20 protein-coding genes and 2 tRNA genes are annotated in these 22,842 nt (G+C 70.9%); 12 read left to right on the top strand and 10 right to left on the bottom strand.

The window, feature by feature from the left end; all coding sequences use genetic code 11:
• Positions 1–263 precede the first annotated feature (263 nt).
• Both OIB37_RS18650 and OIB37_RS18645 read left to right on the top strand, forming a co-directional pair.
• Positions 264–1,796 carry a S1C family serine protease gene (locus OIB37_RS18650; protein ID WP_330458732.1) on the top strand — a complete coding sequence of 511 codons (1,533 nt, stop codon included), beginning with the start codon at positions 264–266 and terminating at the stop codon, positions 1,794–1,796.
• A gap of 121 nt (positions 1,797–1,917) precedes the next feature.
• Positions 1,918–2,004: transfer RNA gene (locus OIB37_RS18645), tRNA-Ser, on the top strand.
• A 1,011-nt stretch (positions 2,005–3,015) separates the two neighbouring features.
• Here OIB37_RS18645 and OIB37_RS18640 read toward each other — a convergent pair.
• The 3 genes from OIB37_RS18640 to OIB37_RS18630 all read right to left on the bottom strand — a co-directional run bounded on the left by OIB37_RS18640 (position 3,016) and on the right by OIB37_RS18630 (position 4,851).
• Entirely contained in the window at positions 3,016–3,852 is an 837-nt protein-coding gene (locus OIB37_RS18640) for a protein kinase (protein WP_330458731.1), read from the bottom strand.
• A 71-nt stretch (positions 3,853–3,923) separates the two neighbouring features.
• Complete coding sequence (locus tag OIB37_RS18635; protein WP_330458730.1) at positions 3,924–4,367, bottom strand: glycine-rich domain-containing protein; 444 nt, start codon at positions 4,365–4,367, stop codon at positions 3,924–3,926.
• A gap of 253 nt (positions 4,368–4,620) precedes the next feature.
• Positions 4,621–4,851 (bottom strand): hypothetical protein, encoded by a 231-nt coding sequence (locus OIB37_RS18630; protein WP_330458729.1) that lies wholly within the window; start codon positions 4,849–4,851, stop codon positions 4,621–4,623.
• A 125-nt stretch (positions 4,852–4,976) separates the two neighbouring features.
• On the opposite strand from OIB37_RS18630, the gene OIB37_RS18625 reads away from it, so the two are divergent.
• Complete coding sequence (locus OIB37_RS18625; RefSeq protein ID WP_330458728.1) at positions 4,977–6,317, top strand: helix-turn-helix domain-containing protein; 1,341 nt, start codon at positions 4,977–4,979, stop codon at positions 6,315–6,317.
• Here OIB37_RS18625 and OIB37_RS18620 read toward each other — a convergent pair.
• Positions 6,295–6,828, bottom strand: a complete 534-nt coding sequence (locus OIB37_RS18620) for an NUDIX domain-containing protein (protein WP_330458727.1) — start codon at positions 6,826–6,828, stop codon at positions 6,295–6,297. The two genes, OIB37_RS18625 and OIB37_RS18620, sit on opposite strands and share 23 nt — an antisense overlap.
• A 142-nt stretch (positions 6,829–6,970) precedes the next feature.
• Here OIB37_RS18620 and OIB37_RS18615 point away from each other — a divergent pair, with 142 nt between their 5' ends.
• The gene (locus tag OIB37_RS18615) at positions 6,971–7,186 is read left to right on the top strand and encodes a hypothetical protein (RefSeq protein ID WP_330458726.1); all 216 of its coding nucleotides are present in this window, start codon (positions 6,971–6,973) and stop codon (positions 7,184–7,186) included.
• Between the two features lie 286 nt (positions 7,187–7,472).
• Positions 7,473–7,562: transfer RNA gene (locus OIB37_RS18610), tRNA-Ser, on the top strand.
• A gap of 83 nt (positions 7,563–7,645) precedes the next feature.
• Here the strand turns inward: OIB37_RS18610 and OIB37_RS18605 are convergent.
• Positions 7,646–8,116, bottom strand: a complete 471-nt coding sequence (locus OIB37_RS18605; protein WP_330458725.1) for an ArsI/CadI family heavy metal resistance metalloenzyme — start codon at positions 8,114–8,116, stop codon at positions 7,646–7,648.
• Positions 8,117–8,195: 79 nt separating this feature from the next.
• Here OIB37_RS18605 and OIB37_RS18600 point away from each other — a divergent pair, with 79 nt between their 5' ends.
• Genes OIB37_RS18600 through OIB37_RS18585 form a run of 4 tightly spaced genes read left to right on the top strand, consistent with a single transcriptional unit; the run spans position 8,196 to position 10,289 of the window.
• Positions 8,196–8,591 carry an ArsR/SmtB family transcription factor gene (locus tag OIB37_RS18600; protein WP_330458724.1) on the top strand — a complete coding sequence of 132 codons (396 nt, stop codon included), beginning with the start codon at positions 8,196–8,198 and terminating at the stop codon, positions 8,589–8,591.
• Positions 8,504–9,331: an aquaporin gene (locus tag OIB37_RS18595; RefSeq protein ID WP_443058171.1), complete on the top strand. Its 828-nt coding sequence runs from the start codon at positions 8,504–8,506 to the stop codon at positions 9,329–9,331. The genes OIB37_RS18600 and OIB37_RS18595 overlap by 88 nt, the downstream gene beginning before the upstream one ends.
• 29 nt (positions 9,332–9,360) lie before the next feature.
• Complete coding sequence (locus OIB37_RS18590; protein WP_330458722.1) at positions 9,361–9,786, top strand: arsenate reductase ArsC; 426 nt, start codon at positions 9,361–9,363, stop codon at positions 9,784–9,786.
• Between the two features lie 29 nt (positions 9,787–9,815).
• Positions 9,816–10,289 (top strand): GNAT family N-acetyltransferase, encoded by a 474-nt coding sequence (locus tag OIB37_RS18585; protein WP_330461888.1) that lies wholly within the window; start codon positions 9,816–9,818, stop codon positions 10,287–10,289.
• Positions 10,290–10,330: 41 nt separating this feature from the next.
• On the opposite strand, the gene OIB37_RS18580 is transcribed toward OIB37_RS18585, so the two are convergent.
• The 4 genes from OIB37_RS18580 to OIB37_RS18565 all read right to left on the bottom strand — a co-directional run bounded on the left by OIB37_RS18580 (position 10,331) and on the right by OIB37_RS18565 (position 14,448).
• Positions 10,331–11,617 (bottom strand): hypothetical protein, encoded by a 1,287-nt coding sequence (locus OIB37_RS18580; protein ID WP_330458721.1) that lies wholly within the window; start codon positions 11,615–11,617, stop codon positions 10,331–10,333.
• A 189-nt stretch (positions 11,618–11,806) separates the two neighbouring features.
• A complete protein-coding gene (locus tag OIB37_RS18575; protein WP_330458720.1) occupies positions 11,807–12,559 on the bottom strand; it encodes a DUF2637 domain-containing protein in 753 nt (250 codons plus the stop codon).
• Between the two features lie 466 nt (positions 12,560–13,025).
• Positions 13,026–13,466 (bottom strand): hypothetical protein, encoded by a 441-nt coding sequence (locus OIB37_RS18570; RefSeq protein ID WP_330458719.1) that lies wholly within the window; start codon positions 13,464–13,466, stop codon positions 13,026–13,028.
• 88 nt (positions 13,467–13,554) lie between these two features.
• Positions 13,555–14,448, bottom strand: coding sequence for a bifunctional DNA primase/polymerase (locus OIB37_RS18565; RefSeq protein WP_330458718.1), 894 nt, complete (start codon positions 14,446–14,448; stop codon positions 13,555–13,557).
• A gap of 367 nt (positions 14,449–14,815) precedes the next feature.
• Between OIB37_RS18565 and OIB37_RS18560 the strand changes: the two genes are divergently transcribed.
• From OIB37_RS18560 to OIB37_RS18550, 3 genes are all read left to right on the top strand, one after another.
• On the top strand, positions 14,816–15,130 hold the full coding sequence (locus tag OIB37_RS18560; RefSeq protein ID WP_330458717.1) for a hypothetical protein: 315 nt from the start codon (positions 14,816–14,818) through the stop codon (positions 15,128–15,130).
• Between the two features lie 396 nt (positions 15,131–15,526).
• On the top strand, positions 15,527–16,084 hold the full coding sequence (locus tag OIB37_RS18555) for a SigE family RNA polymerase sigma factor (RefSeq protein ID WP_330458716.1): 558 nt from the start codon (positions 15,527–15,529) through the stop codon (positions 16,082–16,084).
• A gap of 97 nt (positions 16,085–16,181) precedes the next feature.
• Positions 16,182–17,837 (top strand): long-chain fatty acid--CoA ligase, encoded by a 1,656-nt coding sequence (locus OIB37_RS18550; protein WP_330458715.1) that lies wholly within the window; start codon positions 16,182–16,184, stop codon positions 17,835–17,837.
• Positions 17,838–18,156: 319 nt separating this feature from the next.
• On the opposite strand, the gene OIB37_RS18545 is transcribed toward OIB37_RS18550, so the two are convergent.
• Entirely contained in the window at positions 18,157–22,692 is a 4,536-nt protein-coding gene (locus tag OIB37_RS18545) for a hybrid sensor histidine kinase/response regulator (protein ID WP_330458714.1), read from the bottom strand.
• Positions 22,693–22,842 lie beyond the last annotated feature (150 nt).

Here is a 22,842-nt window from a genome sequence, read left to right as displayed (position 1 = left end):
CGGAATACCCATCTGTGTAACGTTTGTCGGAACAGTCCTATATAAAGAGTGGCCCCGGACCCACAGGCACCGCTTATGGTGCTCTGACGGGCCGTGGGAAAAGCTGTTCGCGTACAACAGGAACGGAACCATGCGCAGCCGCATCGCGCCGGGCCCGCGCTTCTCGGGTGACGACCGTGCCCACCACGACGAGCGTGACCGAGCATGAGCGAGCGGGTCCGAGTGCGACCGACGACAACAGCCATGGATCGAGGAGAAGAGCTGTGAGCACCGAGAACGAGGGCAACGCGGTACCCCCGTCCCCGTCCGCACCTCCCGTGCCGGTGGAATCTCCCGCTGCCTCCCCGCAGGGCACCGCGCCCGACGGAGGCGCGCCGACGGCTTCGCTGCCGCCGGTACCGCAGGGCCCGCCGGAGCAGGCCGCGGCACCCGCGACGCATACCCACCACGACCCGGCCGCCGGCCAGGGCCCCGACGCGCACCAGCCGTACGGCGCCCCCGCGCCCGACGCGCTCCAGCAGCCGTACGGCAGCCCCGCGCCCGACGCGGAGCACCCCTACGGCACCCCCGCCGGCGCCTGGCCGCCCCCGCCCCCGGTCACGCCCGCCTACGGTGACGGCGGCGCCGGCGCGGACGGCTGGGGATCGTCGTACCAGCAGCCCGCCCCCCAGCCGCGCAACGGCCGCGGCGGGCTGATCGCCGCGGTCCTGGTGGCCGCGCTGGTCGCGGGCGGCCTGGGCGGCGGCCTCGGCTACACGCTGGCCAAGGACAACGACACCCACGGCTCCACCACCGTCTCCGCCGCCGACGGCACCGCCGAGCAGGTCAGGCGCGCCCCCGGCACGATCGCCAACGTGGCCTCGCGGGCGCTGCCCAGCACGGTCACCATCGAGGCGGAGAGCACCAACGGCGAGGGCGGCACCGGCACCGGGTTCGTCTTCGACACCCAGGGCCACATCGTCACCAACAACCACGTGGTCGCCGACGCGGTCGACGGCGGCAAGCTCACCGCCACCTTCCCCGACGGCAGGAAGTACGACGCGGAGATCGTCGGCCACGCGCAGGGCTACGACGTCGCCGTCATCAAGCTGAAGAACGCGCCGTCGGACCTCAAGCCGCTCGCCCTCGGCAACTCCGACAAGGTGGCCGTCGGCGACGAGACCATCGCCATCGGCGCCCCCTTCGGCCTGTCCAACACCGTCACCACGGGCATCATCAGCGCCAAGAACCGTCCCGTGGCCTCCAGCGACGGCAGCGCCAGCAGCAAGGCGTCGTACATGAGCGCCCTGCAGACCGACGCGTCCATCAACCCGGGCAACTCCGGCGGCCCGCTGCTGGACGCCGCCGGCGCGGTGATCGGCATCAACTCGGCGATCCAGTCCTCGACCAGCGGCGGGTTCGGCTCCGGCCAGTCCGGCTCGATCGGCCTCGGATTCGCCATCCCGATCAACCAGGCCAAGTACGTCGCCCAGCAGCTGATCCGAAGCGGCAAGCCGGTGTACGCCAAGATCGGCGCCTCCGTCTCCCTGGAGGACTCCACCAACGGCGCGAAGATCACCGACCAGGGCGCCGGCGGTTCCTCCCCGGTCGAGTCGGGCGGCCCGGCCGCCCAGGCCGGCCTCAAGCCCGGCGACGTCATCGTCAAGCTCGACGGTTCCGTCATCGACAGCGGCCCGACCCTGATCGGCGAGATCTGGACCCACCAGCCCGGCGACAAGGTGACCGTCACCTACAAGCGGGGCGGCCAGGACCACACGGTCCAGCTGACCCTGGGCTCCCGTATGGGCGACGGCTGACCGGCACGCGCGTGTGAAGGGGCGCCCGCACGCCGGGATGCCCCTTCGAGCCCGCCCAGCCCCCACGACCCCTCCCGGTCCCGGTACGCTGTACCCGCTCCGTCCCAGGTGGGCGGCGCGGGGAGGCGTGCCCGAGCGGCCGAAGGGAACGGTCTTGAAAACCGTCGTGGCAGCGATGTCACCGTGGGTTCAAATCCCACCGCCTCCGCAGAGGTCATAGATGTTGCAGGTCAGATGGGGTGTCCCTCTCCGGAGGGACACCCCATCTGCATGGAACCTGTCTCACCTGATCCGCCTCTGCCGCGCTGCGTGGATCACTGTGTGTGGACCAGGCGCAGAGCGGCCCATGTGCCTGTCGAGCAGGCGTACTCCTGCAGCTCAGTCGCCTACTGAGCGGGTAGCTGCCTCCAAGAACGCGTCGTGACGACGGCCCAGTTGCATGCGGAGTTGCTCTTCTTCTGCTTGCGCAGCCGCCATCGTCGGACCGTGCATGTTGAGGGTCGCGTCCAACCACCCATCCACGCAGTCCTTGTGATTTTCTACGTGCCTCCTTAGCCGTAGGGCATGCTCACGCACGTCTGGGGAGGCTACAAGCCGGACCTCGAAGTATGCGTTTCTGAATTCAGAGACCGTCTGCCCGAACGTCCGGCCTAGATCGCCAGAGCCCTGTATCTCCCTCTCGATCACTCGGGTGATGTTCGATGCGGCTATCGCGTACTCGTCGTACGCTGCGAGTAATGCGCGGCACGCTTCCAGTCGCTGTCCCCGAAGCCAATGCTCGTGATCAACGGCTGCCTGCTCCGTTACTTGCCTGGCTGTTGCATTCGCTGCCGTCTCCGCTCCGAGGCGTGCTCCTCTCGCGGCTGCTACTCCCCCGATGGCGGCGCCACCGATCGCTCCCAGGAGGCCAACGCCCGCAGACACGAGTGCCACAAGTCCTTGATCCATGAAGGCAGGATGCAGGCAAGAGGCTTCGGATCTGCATCGCTTCCCAAAACAGGTAAGGCGCCCCATGCGGGACGCCCTACGAAACGAATTCCCCCATTCGTCGTGCTCGTCGATCGCTCATGCGAAGCCGAGGTTTGCGGCAGCGCCCGCATCCGAGCACGCCAACGACGCCGGCATCATCGGCACCGGGGTCCTGATGAGGGACTCCTCGACCGGACCACCCGGGATGCTGTCCAGGCTCAGGGGTGGTCCGGTCTTTTGCTACGGGGAGTCAGCTCAGGGCCTTGCCCACCTCGTAGATGGACGGCCGGTCTTCCGGAGAGTGACTGAGCATCGCGTCGATCAACTCACCCAACTCGCCGGGTGCCTTCACGGGACGACGCTTGCCGTTCGCCACGGCCTCTCTCTGGACGGGGCGCGGAGCATCGTCCGGGTACTCAACTGCTCGCCAACCGGTGGCGGAGATGAGGAGGGAGGCGCCGAGCCCGTAGATGTCGGCCTCCTGCGTCGGCTCGGCCTTTCCGGTCGCGAGCACGCTGCGGGCGATCTCCGGAGCCTCGTAGTGGACGAGGCAGCCGCGGAACGGGAAGTCGTACCCCTGGGGCACGTGCCCACCCTGGGCAAGGGCGAGGTCGATGAGATGTGTCCGCTCCGGCCCGATGATGAAGTGGGCGGGCTGTACGTCGCCGTGCGCCCAGCCCTTGGCGTGGAGTTCAGCCAGCGCCTCGACACAGCCCAACGCGCCGCTGGTGTGCGGTTCGATCGGGGAGTCTCGTCTACGGCAGGGCTCCCATAGTTGGTACAGGTCCGGCCCTTCGCGCCACGGCTGGAAGTTCCAGGTTCCGCGCTCCCACTCTCCGTACGCGAAGTCATCGAAGCCGAGGCGGTGCAGGATGGTCCCTTCGCGTGCGGGCGCGAGCGCGGTCCAGGGTTGGGCAGGCCAGTCGGCCGTGGCTTCGATCGGGTAGCCGACCTTCACGGCGTAGCGGCCCCGATTGCCTTCGACCTCCCAGACCATCGAGCCCCGACGGTTCGCAACCAGGCGCTGTGTCTTCGGCATCAGCGCATCGAGCACCACGAGGGGCAGCTCGGGGGGTGACCCGGACAACGTCTGTTCTCCTTCCGGACGAGTGCGGCCGACCGCGAGTCGAGGCCGGCCACACTCGTCGCTGTCGAGTGCTACGCCTGACCGTATGGACGGCCGCAGTCCGAGTCGCACTGCGCGAGGTTCGTGCCGTCCACGGTCCACAGGTCGTCGAAGACCATGAACCCGGCGGTCTTCATGGCGTGTGCCGAGGCGGCGACCTGCTCCGGGTCACGGGCCCCGCCGCCGGGCTTCGGGTTGTGGTGCAGGAAGCGGCCGGCGTACCGGTCGCACAGCTCGGCGTACTCCTTCGTGTGCAGGATGAGCGCGTGCAGCCCGAGGTCCACGTCGTCCGACGGGACCATGGGGACGGTGGCGGTGGCCGCGGTGACCACGAAGGCCACCGCCTGGTACGCGATCCGCTCGGCACGCTCGGTTGACTGGCCGTTGTGGACGACCACGAAGTGGGTGAGGCTGTCGAGCAGCTCCTCACCAGCCACCGCGCGCCCCGTTCTCTGATCGTTCGCTGTTGCCGTCATGCGAAAACTCCTCGTGTGTGGCGGTGCATGGCACGTACTGCCCGCGTCGGTCGCCGACCCATTGCTCACGAACGACCAGGACGCGGGGCTTGGGTGGCCGGCCCCGAGCGGGAAGGGGGAGCCAAGGAATTGGCGCCTGCTCGGAGCCGGCCGGTCTACTGGCGAATACCGAGAGCCATGCCGATCACCAGGCCGCACGACCCGCTGATCACGACGATGAACAGGACTCCGGCATAGCGGCCGATGGCGCGCATCACAGACCGGCCCGACTGTTGCCGTTCTTGATGGCCAGGCGTGCGCTCAGTTCCTCGCGCGCACTCGGCGCCACCACGTTGTCCGGCATGGCATCCCACTCGGTGCCGCCGCCGACCGGCCTTATCTGTACGCGGCCGCCGACCTCACCCATGACGACGCCGATACGGCCCTTGGCGCTGTCTTTCGCCAGTTCACCGATGCCTGGTCTGGTCTGCTGGTTGCTCGCCATGTAAAGGAGCATCGCGATTCGGTGGTGGCTGCCAAAAGGTCCGGCTGATTACCCAACTTGGGTAGCATCGCTGCAAGTAGAGAAGAAGCGACGTTGCGTAGCCCTCGCAGTGGGGAGCCTGCCCAATGCCCGACGCCGACCGGCCGCAGGAACTACCTGCCAGGCTGCTCACGGACCCCGACATGATCAATGCGTGCCGGGTGCGGGACTTTGCCGGCGTCTTCAGGTTGGTGAAGAACAGGGCGGGCATCTACCCGTCGATGATCGCCAGGCGTTGCGACCTGACCCCCAGCCGAGTCGGCGAAGTGGTCGCGGGACGCCGGCAGTTGCAGCACATGGACGTCATCGAGCGCATCGCGGACGGCTTACGCATCCCAGGACACATGCTCGGGCTTGCCCGGAGGTCGTGGGAGACACCCCAGGCACTCGTGGCCGCCGAGCGCGAAGCACCGCAAATGTCAGAGGCCGAGCAGCAGACTCCTGATTCTCTGCCGGGCCCCGACGTGGACAGCATCCTCGCGCTGGCTACCCGCACGAACCTCAGTGCAGCAACGCTCGAAGCCTTCCGCTCCTCCATCGAGGACTACTGGCGACGGGACGACCAGCACGGCGGCGAAGCTCTGAGGCCAGCCATCGTCGGCCAGCTCCGGTATGTCGGCGGCCTTCTGAAGGAGAACCGGCCACCATCCATCCGGAACGGCCTGTACGGCATCGCAGCCGAGCTGGCACGCCTCACCGGCTGGACCTACTTCGACGCCCGCCAGTACAACCAGGCCCGCGCCTACTTCACCAAAGCGCTCCAACTGGCCAAGGAAGTCGACGACCGCCAGTTCATGGCCAACGTCCTGGCTTGCATGAGCTTGCAGGCGACCTACCAGGACAAGCCCGCGGATTCCCTCGCGCTCGTGACCGCTGCCCAGGATCAGGCACGATCATCCCTCGGCACCACCCCGCGCGTCCTGTCCATGCTGTCCATGCGGGAAGCCTTCGCCCATGCCACCCTCGGCAACCGAGACTCCACTCACCGAGCGATCGGGGAGGCGTACCGCCACTTCGAGCAGGTCCGGGTGAGCGATCCGGATCCGTCGTGGGTGACCTACTTCGATGAGCCGAAGCTCATCGTGGACACGGGAATCGCGCATGGCCGACTGGGTGAAGCGGCGACCGCTGAACCCATGATCGCGGACGCTTTGCGGCGGGAGAACCGCACGAACCAGCGCGGACGGGCCTTTCACGCGTTCTGGCTGGCGCGCACGCAGTTGGACCAGGGCAAGCTCGACCAGGCATGCCACACTGCCACGCAAGCGCTGGAACCCGCGTCGGCGGTGGATTCGGCACGAGTGACAGGGCATCTCAGGGAGTTTTACGACCAGTTGGCGCCGCACAGGCAAGAGCCTGTAGCGCTGGCCTTCGAGGCGCGGCTACGGGAACTCTTGCCACCGGTCAGCGGATCGCTTCATCCATGAGCAGGTAAAGCAGACCTACGAGCGATCCGCTGCTCACGATCTCGCGGCGGTCGATCATGCCCCGCACCTCCGAGAGAGGGAACCACTCGATGCGGTCGGACTCGTTCTTCTCCGTGGGCGGCCCGGTGTAAGTCGCGCCGTCCGCACGGAAGACGTGGTGCTGCGAGTCGGTGATCCCGTTGGCCGGCTCGGCGTAGATCAGCGGCTTGATCGGCCCAGGGCGCCAGCCCGTCTCCTCCAGGGCTTCCCGGGCCGCCGCCTCCTCCGGGGTCTCGCCCTCTTCGACGAGGCCCATAGGCAACTCCCAGGCCCACGAGTCCGTGATGAAGCGGTGCCGCCACATCATCAGGACCTCCTGGCGGTCGTTGACCACGGCGGCCACTGCCAGGTGCCGGAGGCGGACGACGTGGTACTCCCACCTGCGACCGTCCGGCTGTTGGACGTCAACCAGACACAGATTCACCCACTTGTTGGTGTAGATCTGTCGCTCACCGTGAGTCTTCCACTCCATACCTGCGGCCCCTCTCGATCGGCCTCCAGGGTCTCAGACCGATGCAGCGACGGACGTAGGTTCGGGTCATTTCGCGTCAGCTTGACGAGATGGCTTTCACCCGCCCTTGTCGATGGGCGCGTACTCCTGTCATGATCAGGCCGTGGTCAACCTTCCGAAGATCGCGAGATGGGCAGACATCCTCCTCGACTTGGGAGGGCTGGTGGTCGGCGCAATGCTGCTGGCACTGGGTGTCGAGACCTATCGCAATGGTGGTTCGATAGGCTGGCTCATCGCGGGATCGGCTGTGTTCTTGACCAATTTCTGGGTAGCTGGGCGTCGCTTCGCCCGGCGCAGGAGGCCGACTCCGGCGCCGTAGGGACGTGCAGGCGCCTTCCGCCAATGACGGCAACGACGCCACACAGAGGCTCTTGATCGCGACCGTCAACGATCAGCCCGGAAGAAAGCCGAGCACCGGCCCAACATGCCGCCCGATCCTCCGGATCAGAAGGTTCCAGGCAGGTGGGGCGCTCCACATCGGTCTGGCGTCGGATCGCTGGCTCTGAGGCGGGGGCGGAGTTCAGTGGACCTCGTGTGGACCACGGCTCCCGCGCAAGGCGTGCAGCCAGTGGGCTGTAGCCGCTTCGCCCCAGGTGAGATGGGCAGGAGCTGGGTTGCCCGAGCGGCCGAAGGGAACGGTCTTGAAAACCGTCGTGGCAGCGATGTCACCGTGGGTTCAAATCCCACCGCCTCCGCAGAGGTCATAGAAGTCGCAGTTCGGAAGGGGTGCCCCTCGGTGAGGGGCACCCCTTCCGCATGCGGGACCACATCGTGGAGGTCAGCCGCAGTCGCAGCCCGCGGCCGCCGCGTCGGACTCGGTGGACCGGGTGGTGCGGCAGGCGTCGCCAGGGTCGTCGGGGCCGGCGCTCTTGCCGAGGGTGTCGGCGTCGGCCTTGACGACGTAGACCTCCCAGGGCTCCTTGCCGGGGCCGTGGACCCACACCTTGTCCTGGAGGGCGTAGCAGCAGGAGGTGTCGTTCTCCTCGAAGGTGGCGAGACCGGCGTCCTTCAGGCGGCTGGTGGCGGCGCCGACCTGGTCGGCGGACTCGACTTCGACGCCGAGATGGTCGAGGCGGGTCTCCTGTCCGGGCTCCCCCTCGATCAGGACGAGCTTGAGCGGGGGCTCGGCGATGGCGAAGTTGGCGTAGCCCTCGCGCCGCTTGGCCGGTTCGGTGCCGAAGAGCTTCGAGTAGAAGGCGATCGACCCTTCGAGGTCACTGACACGCAGGGCGAGCTGAGCACGGGACATGGCGACGCTCCCATCGACTTGCATTGATGTCTGTCGATGCAAGCTTGTGGCTTGCATCGAAGGGTGTCAACATAGACGCATGTCGAAACAAGAGCTTGTGGTGCTCGGACGGAGCGACGAGACCGGTGCCGACGAGACCGATGCGTGCTGCCCGGGGCTGGTGACCGCGCCCCTGGGCGAGGACCAGGCCGCCGAGCTGGCGAAGCTGTTCAAGGCGCTGGGCGACCCGGTGCGCCTGCGTCTGCTCTCGATGATCGCTTCGCGTGCGGGCGGTGAGGTCTGCGTCTGCGACCTGACGCCGGCCTTCGACCTGTCCCAGCCGACGATCTCGCATCACCTCAAGCTGCTGCGGCAGGCCGGTCTGATCGACTGCGAGCGCCGGGGCACATGGGTCTATTACTGGGCCCTGCCCGCCACCCTCGACCGGCTCGCCGTCTTCCTGAAGACGTCGCGGACGGCCGGGGACACCGCGTGAGCGCCCCGCTGGGACGCCGGGCCCTTGCCGAAGCCGTGGGGACGGCCGCACTGGTCGCGGTGGTCGTCGGCTCCGGAATCCAGGCCACCGAACTGACCCGGGACGTCGGCGTGCAACTGCTGGCCAACTCGCTGGCCACGGTCTTCGGCCTGGGCGTCCTCATCGCGCTCCTGGGGCCTGTCTGCGGCGCTCATTTCAATCCGGTCGTCACGCTCGCGGCCTGGTTCACCGGCCGTCGCGGCGAGGACGGGCCGACCGGGCGGGACGTCGCCGCGTACATCCCCGCTCAGGTCGCGGGAGCCGTCACCGGTGCCGTCGTGGCCGATGCGATGTTCGGCAAGCCGCTCGTGCGGTGGTCCACCCATGACCGCTTCGCCGGCCATCTGTGGCTCGGTGAGGTGGTCGCGACCGCCGGGCTCGTCCTGCTGATCTTCGGACTCGCGCGTACCGGCCGGGCGCACTTCGGCCCCGTGGCCGTGGCGTCCTACATCGGCGCGGCGTACTGGTTCACGTCCTCCACCTCGTTCGCGAACCCCGCGGTCACCATCGGCCGGGCCTTCACCGACACCTTCGCCGGCATCGCTCCCGGCTCACTCGGTCCGTTCGTCGCGGCCCAGCTGGTCGGTACCGCGATCGGGCTGGGGCTGGTGCTCGCCGTGTTCGGACGCCCGGCATCCGTGCAGGCCGGCACCGTCCCTCTCCACGACGAACCCGAACTCGCCGCCCCCGACCTCTCCTGACCTGTTTTCCGTCCAGAAAGACACGTGCCATGACCACTCCCGTCGCTGAGCGTCCTTCCGTGCTCTTCGTCTGCGTCCACAACGCCGGTCGCTCCCAGATGGCCTCCGCGTTCCTCACTCACCTCGCGGGCGACCGCGTACAGGTGCGTTCCGCCGGTTCCGCGCCTGCCGACACGGTCAATCCGGCTGTGGTCGAAGCGATGTCGGAGGCGGGTGTCGACATCTCGGCCGAGGTGCCCAAGGTGCTCACGGTCGAAGCCGTCCAGGCGTCCGACGTGGTCATCACGATGGGCTGCGGCGACACCTGCCCCGTCTTCCCGGGCAAGCGCTACCTCGACTGGCAGCTCCTCGACCCCGCCGGACAGGGCGTCGACGCCGTCCGTCCCATCCGCGACGAGATCGAGAAGCGCGTTCGCGGCCTTCTCGACGAGATCGCCCCGGCGAGCCGGGCGTGAGTGACGCGCCGAGAGTCCGCATCGTGGCCATGGGCCCCGAGCACGCCGACGAGGTCCTGAGGATCTACCGACTCGGCATCGACGAGGGCGACGCCACATTCGAGACCAGAGCGCCCACCTGGGAACAGTTCGACGCCGCCAGGCTGCCACAGCACCGATGCGTCGCGGTCGACGAGGCGGGCAAGGTGCTGGGCTGGGTCGCGGCCGTGCCGGTGTCCGACCGGTGCGCGTACGCCGGCGTGGTCGAGCACTCGGTGTACGTCTGCCCCGGGGCCCGTGGCCGCGGGGTCGGTTCGGCTCTGCTGCGGGCGCTGATCGACTCGACCGAGGCGGCGGGCGTCTGGACGATCCAGTCCGGCGTCTTCCCGGAGAACGCCGGCAGTCTCGCCCTGCACCGCAAGGCCGGGTTCCGTGTCATCGGGACCCGTGAGCGCATCGGCAGGCACCACGGCGTGTGGCGCGACGTCGTGCTGATCGAGCGTCGCAGCCCTGCTGTCGAATAGGCCTGGCGGCCGGTCCGCCGGAGAACCGATCGGGTTGCCCGTCAGCCTGAGTGCCCGACCTCGGCGGTGGCGGCGCAGGCGCCCGTGCCGCCCTTGGCGAACAGGTCCTTGGTGCAGTAGCTGATGACCGGGAAGTAGTCGCCCATGGCCTTGGCCGGGTTCTGGCCCTCGCGCACGTTCTGGACGGCCCCGTCGAAGTCCTTGGCCGGGAGCATGGTGCGGAAGAGCAGGATGCCGGTGACGTCGGTGGGCCCCCAGGGGATCCAGGTCACCCTGTTCTCGGTGGTGGCGTTGGCGGGACGGTCCTTCGGGTCGGAGACCACGATGGTGTAGCGGCCGTCCTTGTCCAGCGCGGTCTGGAAGTCGCCGGCGCAGGACGTCGCCGGGTAGGGCAGTCGCCACTGGTTCTGGCAGAGCGACCAGTAGCGGACCTGCGTTCTGGTGAGCACCGACTGTCCGTCGCTGGTGTGCGGGAACGTGGGCGCCTTGCCCCGGATGACGGCGATGCGGCCGGGCTCATGGCCGACCGGGGTGCACAGGTACTTGTTGTAGGGGTTGGGGAAGTACCCCGCGGTCTTGTCGGGCAGGGCGAAGCCGGGGGACTTGGCGGTGGACCTGCCGCACCCCTCGAAGCCTCCGGCGGCCGCGTCCTCCTGCACCCGCTGCCTGAGGAAGCCGGCCAGCGGGCCCGCGGAGCCCTTGGCCGATCCGGCGCCGGCGCAGGTCCCGACGCTGCTGGTGCTGCCGTCCTTGTGCCGTACCGACAGCGCGGGAAGGGGCACTCCGCCGGTGGGGTCGGCGGCGTTGTCCGGCACGTAGATCCGCAGGACCAGGAAGCCGGATCCGGAGGCCGCGCTGCCCGTGGTGGCGGCCATCGTGTTGCCACCGGGTCCGGCGGGCACACCCGGCTTCACGGTGACGCTGTACCGGTGCCGGGCCGCATCGGTACCGGCGTGCGCCTCGGCGAACGGATTCCGGCTGCCGGGGGCCGGGGAGATCTGGCGGTCGGCGAGCGAGTCGACCGGGGCGCCCTTGAGGTCGTACGACGTCAGCGACGTGAACCGGGCGGCGGGGTAGGTCCCTTGGACCGTGAGCCGCTCTCCGGCGGCCAGGCGGTACGGCATCATCCAGTAGGTGGCGTTCGTCTCGGGAAAGGCGAAGTTCAGCCTGCTGGGCCGTACGACGGCGGGCCATCCGCAGGAGACAGGGGGCGGCGCGGCCCGCGCGGTCCGTGCCGGCGTCGCGGCATCCGCCGGAGCGGTGGCCATGGTGAGGAAGCCCAGCACCGCCAGGGCGGGGGCTCCCAGTGTGCGCTTGAGGGAGTGCATGGAGCCTCTCCGTCCGTGGCTCGCGACAACAGATGGCGGAGAGCGACGCACCACAGGCCTGTGGCCGCCGAGTTGGGCTCCCCGGTCACCGGGAAACCCAACGGCACGCCACCGCGGGTCTCGTTCCCCTCAAGTGTCACGCCCGCCCGGATGCCCCGCAACGCCAAGGGCCGGCGGCCCGGGAGTCCCTCAGGTACCGGACCTGTGCTGGGCGTGGGCCCCTTGCCGGGTCCGGTACTTGGAGGAGACCTGGCCGACGAGTTCCCAGAAGCACACCAGGGCGGTGATCGGCGGGACTCCGAGCATCACGTAGGCCAGCAGCGAGCGGGAGGAGTGGCTGACGCACAGGGCCACCGCCATGGCCGAGGCCGTCAGGATCACGCCCCAGGAGCGGGGAGCGCGCTGGTGCTGGATGGTCGCCCGCAGAATCGACAGGGCTGCCACGAACCACGGTCCGTACACCGTGAGCGGCCACCAATGTGCCAGATTTCCCGGCAGCACTGATTCCGCGATCGTGCGGAGCTGGCCGTAGGTGTAGGTGATGGACCAGCCGAGCAGCGAGGCCGCGCACACCGCGATCACGGCGATGAGGATCGTGGCATGGGTGATGCGCCGGTCGCCGGGGAGAAGGTGCGACTGCCGCTGCATGTGTCGCCGTTCGCTTCGGCTGGGCTGCCGGTGCAGCGGAGCGGGGGCGGGAGCGGGCGTGGGAACAGGAGCGGCAGCGGGCGCGGGCGCGGGTTCCGGATCGGGCGCCGCGGAGAGCATGTGGGCCAGTTCCTCGTCCAGATCCCAGGCGTTCAGCGTGACGGCCGGTGCCGCGCCGCTCCATGACTGCTGGGCCGGGAACGGAATGGAGCCGTACTGGCTCAGCGTGTCGTGTTCCGTACTCAAGGGATATTGCGGGCTGTAAAGGTGTGCCTCGTCGTAGTACCTGTCCATCTGATATTCCTCCACGCCCGTGTGAAGGATGTTCCGTTCGGAGCACGGGAGCGGGACGATGTCCGGCACGGGGCGGGCTGCCCCGTGCCACTCGCGGCCGCCCGCGGGCAGTCGGTGGCCATGTCCCTGATCGTGTTCGGAAGAACATCCGTGGGGCGAGCGGATACCGAGCAGAAGAATCCTTTTTCTGTACCCGCCCCCCTGTCTCGCCAGGCATAACGAGCGTGATCACCAAGGGGATGTCCGGCGTTCGGGCGATTGAGTCCCTCGAACGTGTCGTTCCGGGCGCGCGAACGGAACACCTGATCGATGCGGGCGGAAACGGCGGCACGGAGCGGAGGGAAACAGCGGCGTAGAACGGTGTGGAGCAGCGGTACAGAACAGGAGTGCCCCCGGTGGAGGACACCCCTTCCGTACAGGAGTGCCCCCCCCGGTGGAGGACACCCCTTCCGTGTGTGGCCCGGCGTCAGAGCGAGGACGGGATGCGCGTCGCGAAGTCGCGGCCCGCGGCCTTGGCGGCGGGCGGGAACACCACCTTCAGGGCCTTCTCCTGGCCCTCGACGGTCAGCATGGTCTTGAGGCCGAGGCCGAGCAGGGCCCGGCTCAGCGGGGACGCGGTGATGATCTGGCGCGGGATGTTCACCAGCAGCTTGCCCGGCTTGCCCGTGGCGGTCTTGCCGTCGAAGAACAGCAGTCGCTGGTCCGTCAGCACCCAGTACATGGGGCGCGGCTGGACCGTGGCTATGACCGTGCCGGCGGAAACGGCGGCGACCAGCGCCGTGGTAAGGACCTGGCGCTTGGCCGAGACGGACCCGACGTTCGCCATTCCGGTGAGCTCGACCTGCTCACCGCCGAGCAGGAGCGGGGAGGCCGTTTCGAGCAGCTGACGGTTTCTACGCTTGTTCATGAACTCTCTCAGGGGTGGGACGGGGACGTTGTCGCCACAAAGGCAGGCGGATTCTAGCCAGGGCGGGAAAGCGCCGGTCCTCCGGGCTTCACGGGGTGTGGCCCGTCATTCGCGCCGCCGACGCGACCGTCGCGCGGGCCTCGCGTTCGCCGAGACCCGCGGTGCGGGCCGCCTCGATCAGGGCGTCGGCCAGGGCGGGACCGGCGCCGTTCTCGTAGGCACGGCAAGCCGCCCAGAACAGACGGGTGTTGCGCTGGCCCGCGTGCGCGGCGAGGACGAACTGGACCAGGCCGGCGCCCTGCTCGGCGGTGGGCGCCGGAGCGGGGTGCGCGGGGTCCGTGGAGTGTGTGGGGTGCGCGGGGCGCGGCGGGGGTGCCAGCAGCCGTAGCAGGGCCGGCGGGCAGGCGGCGGGAGCGAGGTGGGCGGTGCCGGGGGCGGTGGTGTAGACGCCGTGCGCGGTGCGCGAGCCGGGGCCGACCAGGTATCCGCCGGCACCCCGGATGTCGATGCCGGGGGCGAGGCGGCCGGCGGAGTTGGGGACGATGACGTACGGCGGCCCGGTGAGCCACAGGTGACTGCCGCCACTGGGGGTGCGTACGACGACCGTCTCGGGGATCGTGAACAGGTGCCGCAGGGCCAGTTCGCGCAAGGAGGCCGCGGCGTCCGTGCCGGACTTGGTGTCGAGGTCGATGCCGATGAGGTGGTGCGGGGGCAGGCCGCAGGCGATGCCGTAGCCGGTGGCCCAGGGTGCCGCGGCGAACAGTGCGCGGATGCGGACGGGGTCGGTGGAGGCGTCGTACACGCCGTGCCCGAAGCGGCCGCACTCGCCGTGGCAGGGGGCGGGCCGGTGTTCGCCGCGGTGCGGGGAGCGCAGGGCCGGGAGCTTCGTCCGGGACAGGGGGATGACGGCCAGGCCGCGCTCGGCGGCTGACAGGGCGTGCGCGAGGGCCAGTGTCGTGGCCTGCCGGTCGGTGGTGGCCATGCCTCCATGTTCGTACTCGTGTTCGAAAATGGGAAGGGGGCGTGCCCGCGACGCGCCGGGGTGGGTGGATTGGCCGGAAATATGACGGAACGGTTCGGCGCTTGTGGCGCCTGGGGAGTGAAGGTCCGGCCTGTCCGATCTTGTGGCGTAGGGCCAGTAAAGGTGGTGAAGGGGGTTTATCGACTTGTCATCACGCTTGCGTGCGAATCAGGGCTTCCGGGGTGGTTCGGCGGTGATCCGGTGGGCAACTCTGGATTCGCGACGTCGTCCACGAAGTCGAGGCGGTAGGCCAACTGCCTTGACACCAGCAGTACTTCACGTACTCCGGCCGCTGTGGCCGCCGAGTTCTTGGTTCTGGAGGAACAACATGGCAAGCATCCGTACCGCCCGCGTTCTCGCCGCCGTCTCCGCTCTCCCGCTCGCCGTCGCACTCTTCTCGGGCGTCGCGGCGGCGGACAACGGCGCCATCGCGGACGACGGATCGAACGCGGGGGTGGCGAGCGTCATCGGCAGCGGGGTGGGCCACGACAACAACGGGAACTCGTCCACCACCCAGCAGAACGCCGTCGGCGCGGGCGCCTCGAACCAGAGCAACACCGCGCAGGTCCACGGCTCCGCCTTCACCTCCATCCAGCAGGGCAACGAGAACGTCGCCATCCACTTCGGCCCCCTGTGGTGGTGACCCTCGGACGAGGTCCCTCCCGCTGAGGGATCTCGTGGGGTGTGCTTCGGGGTCGTCACACGTCCGCGCGGCGGTACTTCGGTACCGCCGCGCAGGCGTTTCGCCGTGCCGTACGGCCGCTTGTCCCCCGATGCGCTCCCGATGTCCCCGGCCGTGGGCCCTCCGCGTCCCCGGCCGTCCGCTCTCCGCGTCCCCGGCCGTTCGCCCTCCGCGTCCCAGCTGTGCGCCCTCGATGTCCCCGGCCGTCCGCCCTCTCGGGGTCGACCCGCAGGGGAGGCGGACCCGCCGTCCACCTTCAGGAGGTGGGGGCGGCCCCACCCCTACAACCTGAGGGGGACCTTCCTTCGGCACCTGGGGCCGATCCCCGGGACACGGTCCGCTCCTAGCGTGGAAGACATGACCACACCTGTCTGCACCAGCGCCTCGGCCGCCGCCGCACCGGCGCGGCAGGCTCATCCGTACCCCTCCTTCTCCTCGTACGTACGGGCCCGCCAGCCCGTCCTGCTGCGTACCGCCCGCTCGCTGACCGCGAACCCGAGCGACGCCGAGGACCTGCTGCAGACCGCGCTGGCCAAGACGTACGTCGCGTGGGAGCGCATCGAGGACCACCGGGCACTCGACGGCTATGTGCGCCGGGCCCTGCTGAACACGCGGACCTCGCAGTGGCGCAAGCGCCGGGTCGACGAGTTCGTCTGCGACGATCTGCCGGAGCCGGAGCCCGTGCCCGGCACACAGGACCAGGCCGAGCGGCAGGCGCTGCACGACGCCATGTGGCGCGCGATCGCCAAGCTCCCCACGCGGCAGCGGGCGATGGTCGTCCTCAGGTACTACGAGGATCTCAGCGAGGCCCAGACCGCGGAGGTGCTCGGGGTCTCGGTGGGCACCGTGAAGTCGGCGGTGTCGCGCGCGCTCGGCAAACTGCGCGAGGATCCGGAGCTGGGCCTTGTCCGCTGAGGGCGAATCGCGCCTCGGCTAGTGACATACCGCGCGGTATGTGCGCAGAATCAGCGCAACCCTTACTGCCGCGAGGCGATGTCGCCCAGGAGGCCCCGTGCTGAGCACCATGCAGGACGTACCGCTGTTGATCTCGAGGATCCTGACCCACGGGTCGGCGGTCCACGGAACGTCGCGGGTGACCACCTGGACCGGGGAGGCCGAGCCGCACCGGCGCACCTTCGCCGAGATCGGCACCCGTGCGGCCCGGCTGGCACACGCGCTGCGGGACGAGTTCGGCGTCCGGGACGACGACCGGATCGCCACCCTGATGTGGAACAACGCCGAGCACGTCGAGGCGTACTTCGCGATCCCGTCCATGGGCGCGGTGCTGCACACCCTCAACCTGCGCCTGCCGGCGGAGCAGTTGACGTGGATCGTCAACCACGCCGCCGACCGCGTGATCATCGTCAACGGCTCGCTGATCCCGCTGCTCGCGCCGCTGCTGCCCAAGCTGCCGACCGTGGAGCACATCGTGGTCTCCGGGCCCGGCGACCGTGCCCCGCTGGCGGGCGCGACCGCGCGGGTGCACGAGTACGAGGACCTGATCGCCGGCCGGCCGGAGGCCTACGACTGGCCCGAGCTGGACGAACGCCGTGCCGCCTCGATGTGTTACACCTCCGGCACCACCGGCGATCCCAAGGGCGTGGTGTACAGCCACCGTTCGATCTACCTGCACTCCATGCAGGTCAACATGTCCCAGTCGATGGGCCTGACCGACGAGGACACCTCGCTGGTCGTGGTCCCGCAGTTCCACGTCAACGCCTGGGGCCTGCCGCACGCGACCTTCATGACCGGCGTCAACATGCTGATGCCCGACCGCTTCCTCCAGCCCGCCCCGCTCGCCGAGATGATCGAGAGCGAGCGGCCGACGCACGCCGCCGCCGTCCCCACCATCTGGCAGGGCCTGCTGGCCGAACTGCAGGCGCGGCCCCGCGACGTCTCCACCCTCTCCCAGGTCACCATCGGCGGCTCGGCCTGCCCGCCGTCCCTCATGGAGGCCTTCGACGCGCTGGGCATGCGCGTCTGCCACGCCTGGGGCATGACGGAGACCTCCCCGCTGGGCACGGTCTCCCGGCCGCCGGCCCACGCGGTCGGCACCGATGAGGAGTTCGCCTACCGGCTCACCCAGGGCCGCTTCCCGGCCGGCGTCGAGGCCCGCCTCACCGGCCCCGACGGCGAACGCCTGCCCTGGGACGGCGAGTCGGCGGGTGAGCTGGAGGTCCGCGGCCCGTGGATCGCGGGCGCCTACTACAACGGCCCCGGCGCCCCGCCCCTGCGCCCCGCCGACAAGTTCAGCGACGACGGCTGGCTCAAGACCGGCGACGTCGGCACCATCTCCCCCGACGGCTTCCTCACCCTCACCGACCGCGCCAAGGATGTCATCAAGTCCGGCGGCGAGTGGATCTCCTCGGTCGAGCTGGAGAACGCGCTGATGTCCCACCCGGACGTCGCGGAGGCCGCCGTGGTCGCCGTGCCCGACGACAAGTGGGGCGAGCGCCCGCTGGCCACCATCGTCCTCAAGGCCGGCGCGAACGCCGACTTCGCGACCCTGCGCACCTTCCTCGCCGAGGAGGCCCGGATCGCCCGCTGGCAGCTCCCCGAGCGCTGGACGGTCATCGCGTCGGTCCCGAAGACGAGCGTGGGCAAGTTCGACAAGAAGGTGCTGCGCAGGCAGTACGCGGAGGGCGAGCTGGACGTCACGACGCTCTGACCGGCCGGGCGCCGGGCGGCCGGGGACGAGGTGGGTGCACTCGACACGGGGGCACCCACGCCGGTGTCGGGCGGGGCAGGCGCCGGGTCATGGCCGGTACGGGGCATGGGGCCACGGGTCGGTACAGGGGTGCCACGCCGTTGCGTCGGGCACGCCGCCACGCCGCCACCGGGTCATGGCCGCCGCCAGCCATGCGCCGCCGCCAGGCCATGCGGGCGACGGCGGTTGAGGGCCGGCGCCCTCCACACCCCACCGGCATCGGGCCACCGGCCGGTACCGCGACACCGGCCGGTGTCGGATCCCCGCGCGTGCCGATGCTCTAGTTCGTGCCGATCCGGGCCAGCAGGTCCACGATCCGGGCCTGGGCCTCGTCGCTGGTGGACCGTTCCGCGAGGAACAGCACCGTCTCGCCCGAGGCCAGCCTCGGCAGGTCGGCCGGGTCGACGGCGGCGGTGTAGACGACGAGCGGGGTGCGGTTGAGCTGCCCGTTCGCGCGCAGCCAGTCGATGATCCCGGTGCCCCCGGTCTGCCGCCGGTGGATCTGCATCAGGTCCATCACCACGAGGTTCGGCCTGAACTGCCCCGCCAGCGTCACCGCGTCGTTGTCGTTCGCGGCCCGCGCCACCTGCATCCCGCGCCGCTCCAGCGTCGAGGTCAGCGCCAGCGCGATCTCCGCGTGCTCCTCGATCAGCAGCACCCTCGGCGGGTGCTGCTCGCTGTCGCGCGGCGCCAGCGCCTTCAGGAGTACGGCCGGATCGGCGCCGTACGCCGCCTCGCGGGTCGCCTGTCCGAGCCCGGCCGTGACCAGCACCGGCACCTCGGCCGCGACCGCCGCCTGACGCAGCGACTGCAGCGCGGTACGGGTGATCGGACCGGTCAGCGGGTCCACGAACAGCGCCGCCGGGAAGGCCGCGATCTGCGCGGCGACCTCCTCGCGGGAGTGCACGACGACGGGCCGGTAGCCGCGGTCGCTCAGTGCCTGCTGGGTCGTCACGTCGGGCGCGGGCCACACCAGCAGCCGGCGCGGGTTGTCCAGCGGCTCCGGGGGAAGCTCGTCGTCCATCGGCTGCGGGCGCGGGGTGTCCGAGACCTCGACGGCCCCACCGGGACCGTCCAGCGGCTCGGGCCCCTCGTCCGCGTTCGCGTCCGGGGCGCCTATGGCGTACGACCGTCCGGCGCCCTCGGTGGTCGGGGCGAGCCGGGACTGTCCGGCGCCCGACGGCTGTGCGGGCAGCGGCTCGGCGGGCGGGTTCGGCCGGCCCGCCTGCTCCGGCTGCGACTCCGCGCGCGCGCCCGGGTCGGGCGGGGTCCCCAGCTTGCGCCGGCGGCCACCTCCGCCCGGGGCGTGCGGGGGCGGCGTCGCGCCCGGCAGCTGTACCTGTGCGGCCTGCCGGGCGAAGGGCACGCCCTGCCCCAGCGTCCGCACGCTGATCGCCCGCCCCTGCGTGGAGTTCGGGTCGTACACGGCCGCTCCGGACGCCTCGGCGGGCAACGGCTGCGCGGCCCGCGGCGGCTGGGCGGCGGCGTTCGCCGCGGGAACCGGAGCGGGGGCCGGTGCGGGGATCTGCGGTGCCTGCGGGACCGGCGTACCCACGCCGGACGTGTCATCGGTACCGGGCCACTGCTGCGGCACCCCGGCGGCGGGGGTCTGCGGCGCGCCAGGGGCGGCCTCGACGGGGAGCGACTGGGCCGGGAGCGGCTGGGCGGCGGGAGCCGCGGCCGGCTGACCGGCCTGCGGCACGGGCTGCGGTGCCGGGGCGGCCACGGCCTGCGGCTGGGCCGGGGCGGGCTGCCCGGGAACGGCTTGCGCGGGTACGGGCGGGCCCGGCGGAACCTGAACGGGCTGGCCGGAGGCCGCGGGCACCGGAACGGGCTGGCCGGGCGCGACCTGCGCCGGAACCGGTTGGCCAGGAGCCACGGGCACTCCCTGACCCGGGACGCCCGGCGCCGGCACGACGGCGCCGGCGGTCGGCACCGCCTGGCGGGGGGCGGCCTGCGCGGCGATCGGTGCCGGAACCTGCCCGGGAACCTGTGCCGGCACGGGGGCCGGGACACCCTGTACGGCCGCACCCTGGGCCGGAATACCGGCCCCGGGGACCGGCTGACCGGCGGCGGCCACGCCCTGCTGAACCGGAACGCCCTGCTGAGCGGGAACGCCCTGGACCGGCGCCATCGGAGCGGGAACGGCCTGCACGGCCGGTTGCACGGTGGGTACGGCCTCCGGGGCCTCCGCCGGTGGTGCGACGGCCCGCCTGCGGCGGCCGGTCGGAGCGGTGGCGGAATGCGGCTGAGGCGGAGTGTGGTCCTCGCTCTGGTCGAGCGGTACGGCGTCGTGCCGCCCGTCGCCGCCGGGCGCCGGCGCCAGTGCCCCGGGCCCCACGGGAACACCCGCAGGAACGCCTGCCGGAACACCCGTCCCCGCCTCGGCGGGCTCGGGCGAGCGGTCGGCCTCGGCGGGGGGCAGCGCGAAGACCGGACGACCGCCCGCCTCCTGAGCCGCCGCACGCTCCGCGGCCGCGGCCAGCGCACGCCGGCGCCGCCCGGTCGGCTGTGCGTCGTCGTCCGCGTCGGCGTCGGTGCCCGTGACCGCCTCGGCACCCGGAGCCGCCTGGCCACCCGTCGCCGCCGGCAGTGCGGGCGGCAGGGCCGCCTGGGCCCGGTTGTCGTCGTGCGGGGCACGCTGCCCGGCGGCCACGGGTACGCCCCGGGGCGGCACGGCGCCGCCGAGCCCCGAACCGGAGGCGGCGGCTCCCGCCGCGTGCTCGGCCGCGGTCACCACAGCGCCCACGGCGCCCATAGCGCCCTCGGCCAACGCTTCGCCGGCACCGGCACCGGCACCGATCTCGGCGGGGCGTGCGCGCCGCCGTCCGGTGCCGCCGGAGGCGGCGGAGGCGACGGCTTCCACGCTCTCGATCGCGAGCGGCCCCGCCTCCTCGGCGGGCGCCCCGGCACGCCTGCGGCGCCGACCGGTCGGCGCGGACGCCTCGGTGTCACCGCCCGCGCCCTCGGCCGGAACCCGGCCCGGCACGTCGATCTCCAGGAAGGCGTCGGTGGAGGACCGCCGGGCCCGCCGCCGTCCGCCGGCCGCCTGATCGGCCGACGCGGCGCTCTCCGCCGCCGTGGTGTCCTCGGCGTCCGGGACCCGGGCGGCGACCGCCCCGGCCCCGCCCCCGAGCGGCACTTCGAGCACGTAGGCGCTGCCGCTCATGCCCGGCACCTCGTGCGTCTGCAGCACACCACCGTGGGCGCGCACGATTCCGCGCACGATCGGCTCGTGCACCGAGTCGCCCCCGGCGTACGGACCGCGCACCTCGATGCGCGCGACCTCACCGCGCTGCGCGGCGGCGACCACGACCGTGTTGTCCAGGTAACCACCCGTCGAGACGGGCGAGTTTCCGGTGGCGTCCACACCCGCCACGTCGGCCACGAGGTGCGCGAGCGCGGTCGCGAGCCGCTGCGGGTCGACCTCGGCCTCGATGGGCGGTGCATGTACGGCGAACTGCACGCGCCCCGGCCCGATCAGCTCGACGGCCCCGTCGACACCGGCGGCGACGACGGCGTCGAGCATCACCTTCGTCCGGGTGATGTCCTCCGTGCCGGCGTCGAGCCGCTGGTAGCCGAGGACGTTGTCGATGAGGGTCGTGATCCGTGAGTAGCCCGCCGACAGGTGGTGCAGCACCTGGTTGGCCTCGGGCCACAGCTGTCCGGCGTCGTCCGCGGCGAGGGCGGCCAGCTCGCGCCGCAGCTCGTCCAGCGGTCCGCGCAGGGACCCGCCGAGCAGCGTGAGCAGCTGCTCGTACCGCCCGGCGATGGCCTCGTAACGGTCCTTCTCCCGCTCGCCGAGCGCGGCGTACCGCTCCTCGCCGGCGGCCACCTCCTCCTCGTGCTGCTCGCGCAGCTCCGTGAGTTCGGCGGTGTGCTGCTCGCGCAGTTCCTCGAGTTCGCTGACGTGCTGCTGGCGCAGCGCGGTGAGGTCGGAGGCGTGCTCCTCTGAGAGCTTCTCCAGCTCTTCCGTGTGGGCCTTCTCCAGGGTGGCCTTCTCGTCGGCGAGGGTGTCGTACGGCCGCCGGTCGGTGAAGGTCATGACGGCGCCGACGAGCTGGTCGCCGTCGCGCACGGGCGCGGTGGTCAGGTCGACCGAGACCTGGTCCCCGCTCTTGGACCACAGCACCTGCCCGCGCACCCGGTGCTTGCGCCCGGAGCGCAGGGTGTCGGCGAGCGGCGACTCGTCGTACGGGAAGGGGGAGCCGTCGGCGCGGGAGTGCAGGAAGAGCGTGTGCAGCTCCTTGCCGCCCAGCTCGCCGGCCCGGAACCCCAGGATCTGGGCGGCGGCCGGATTGACGAGCACGATGCGCCCGTCGGTGTCGGTGCCCACGACGCCCTCGGCGGCCGCCCGCAGGATCATCTCGGTCTGCCGCTGCGAACGGGCCAGCTCGGCCTCGGTGTCCACGGTCCCGGACAGGTCCCGTACGACGATCATCAGCAGCTCGTCGCCGGTGTAGCCGTAACCGTCGTACGCCTGCTGCCCGTTCTCCAGGTTCGCGCTGGTGACCTCGACCGGGAACTCGTTCCCGTCGGTGCGCCGCGCGACCATCCGCGTCGGCTTGGTCCGTCCGTGCGGGTCCATGTGATCGGGCCGCCGCATGGAGCCCGGGATGAGCCTGGAGTCGAATTCGGGCAGCAGATCCAGCAGCCCACGCCCCACGAGTGCCGTCCCCGGGGCCTCGAAGGCCTCCAGGGCGATGGTGTTGGCGTTCACGACGGTCCCGTTGGCGTTGACCAGGACCAACGCGTCGGGCAGCGCGTCGAGTATCGCCGCGAGGCGAGCAGCGCCTCGGGATGGCCTGCTGCTCACGAGACGCTTCCTCCCTGTTACCGCACCTTGCCGACTGCTCGGGCCATCTTGCCAACCGGCCCGCAGCGTGTCACGCGAGGGAGTCTAAAGGCACGAGTTGGGCGCGCGGTGCCGGATGAGGGGGAGGTCGCACGACTAAGTGACGGTGAA

It is taken from the genome of Streptomyces sp. NBC_00820, assembly GCF_036347055.1.
Taxonomy (GTDB): Bacteria; Actinomycetota; Actinomycetes; order Streptomycetales; family Streptomycetaceae; genus Streptomyces.
Note: the sequence above shows the minus strand (reverse complement) of the source record. Positions and strands in the feature narration are given on the sequence as shown.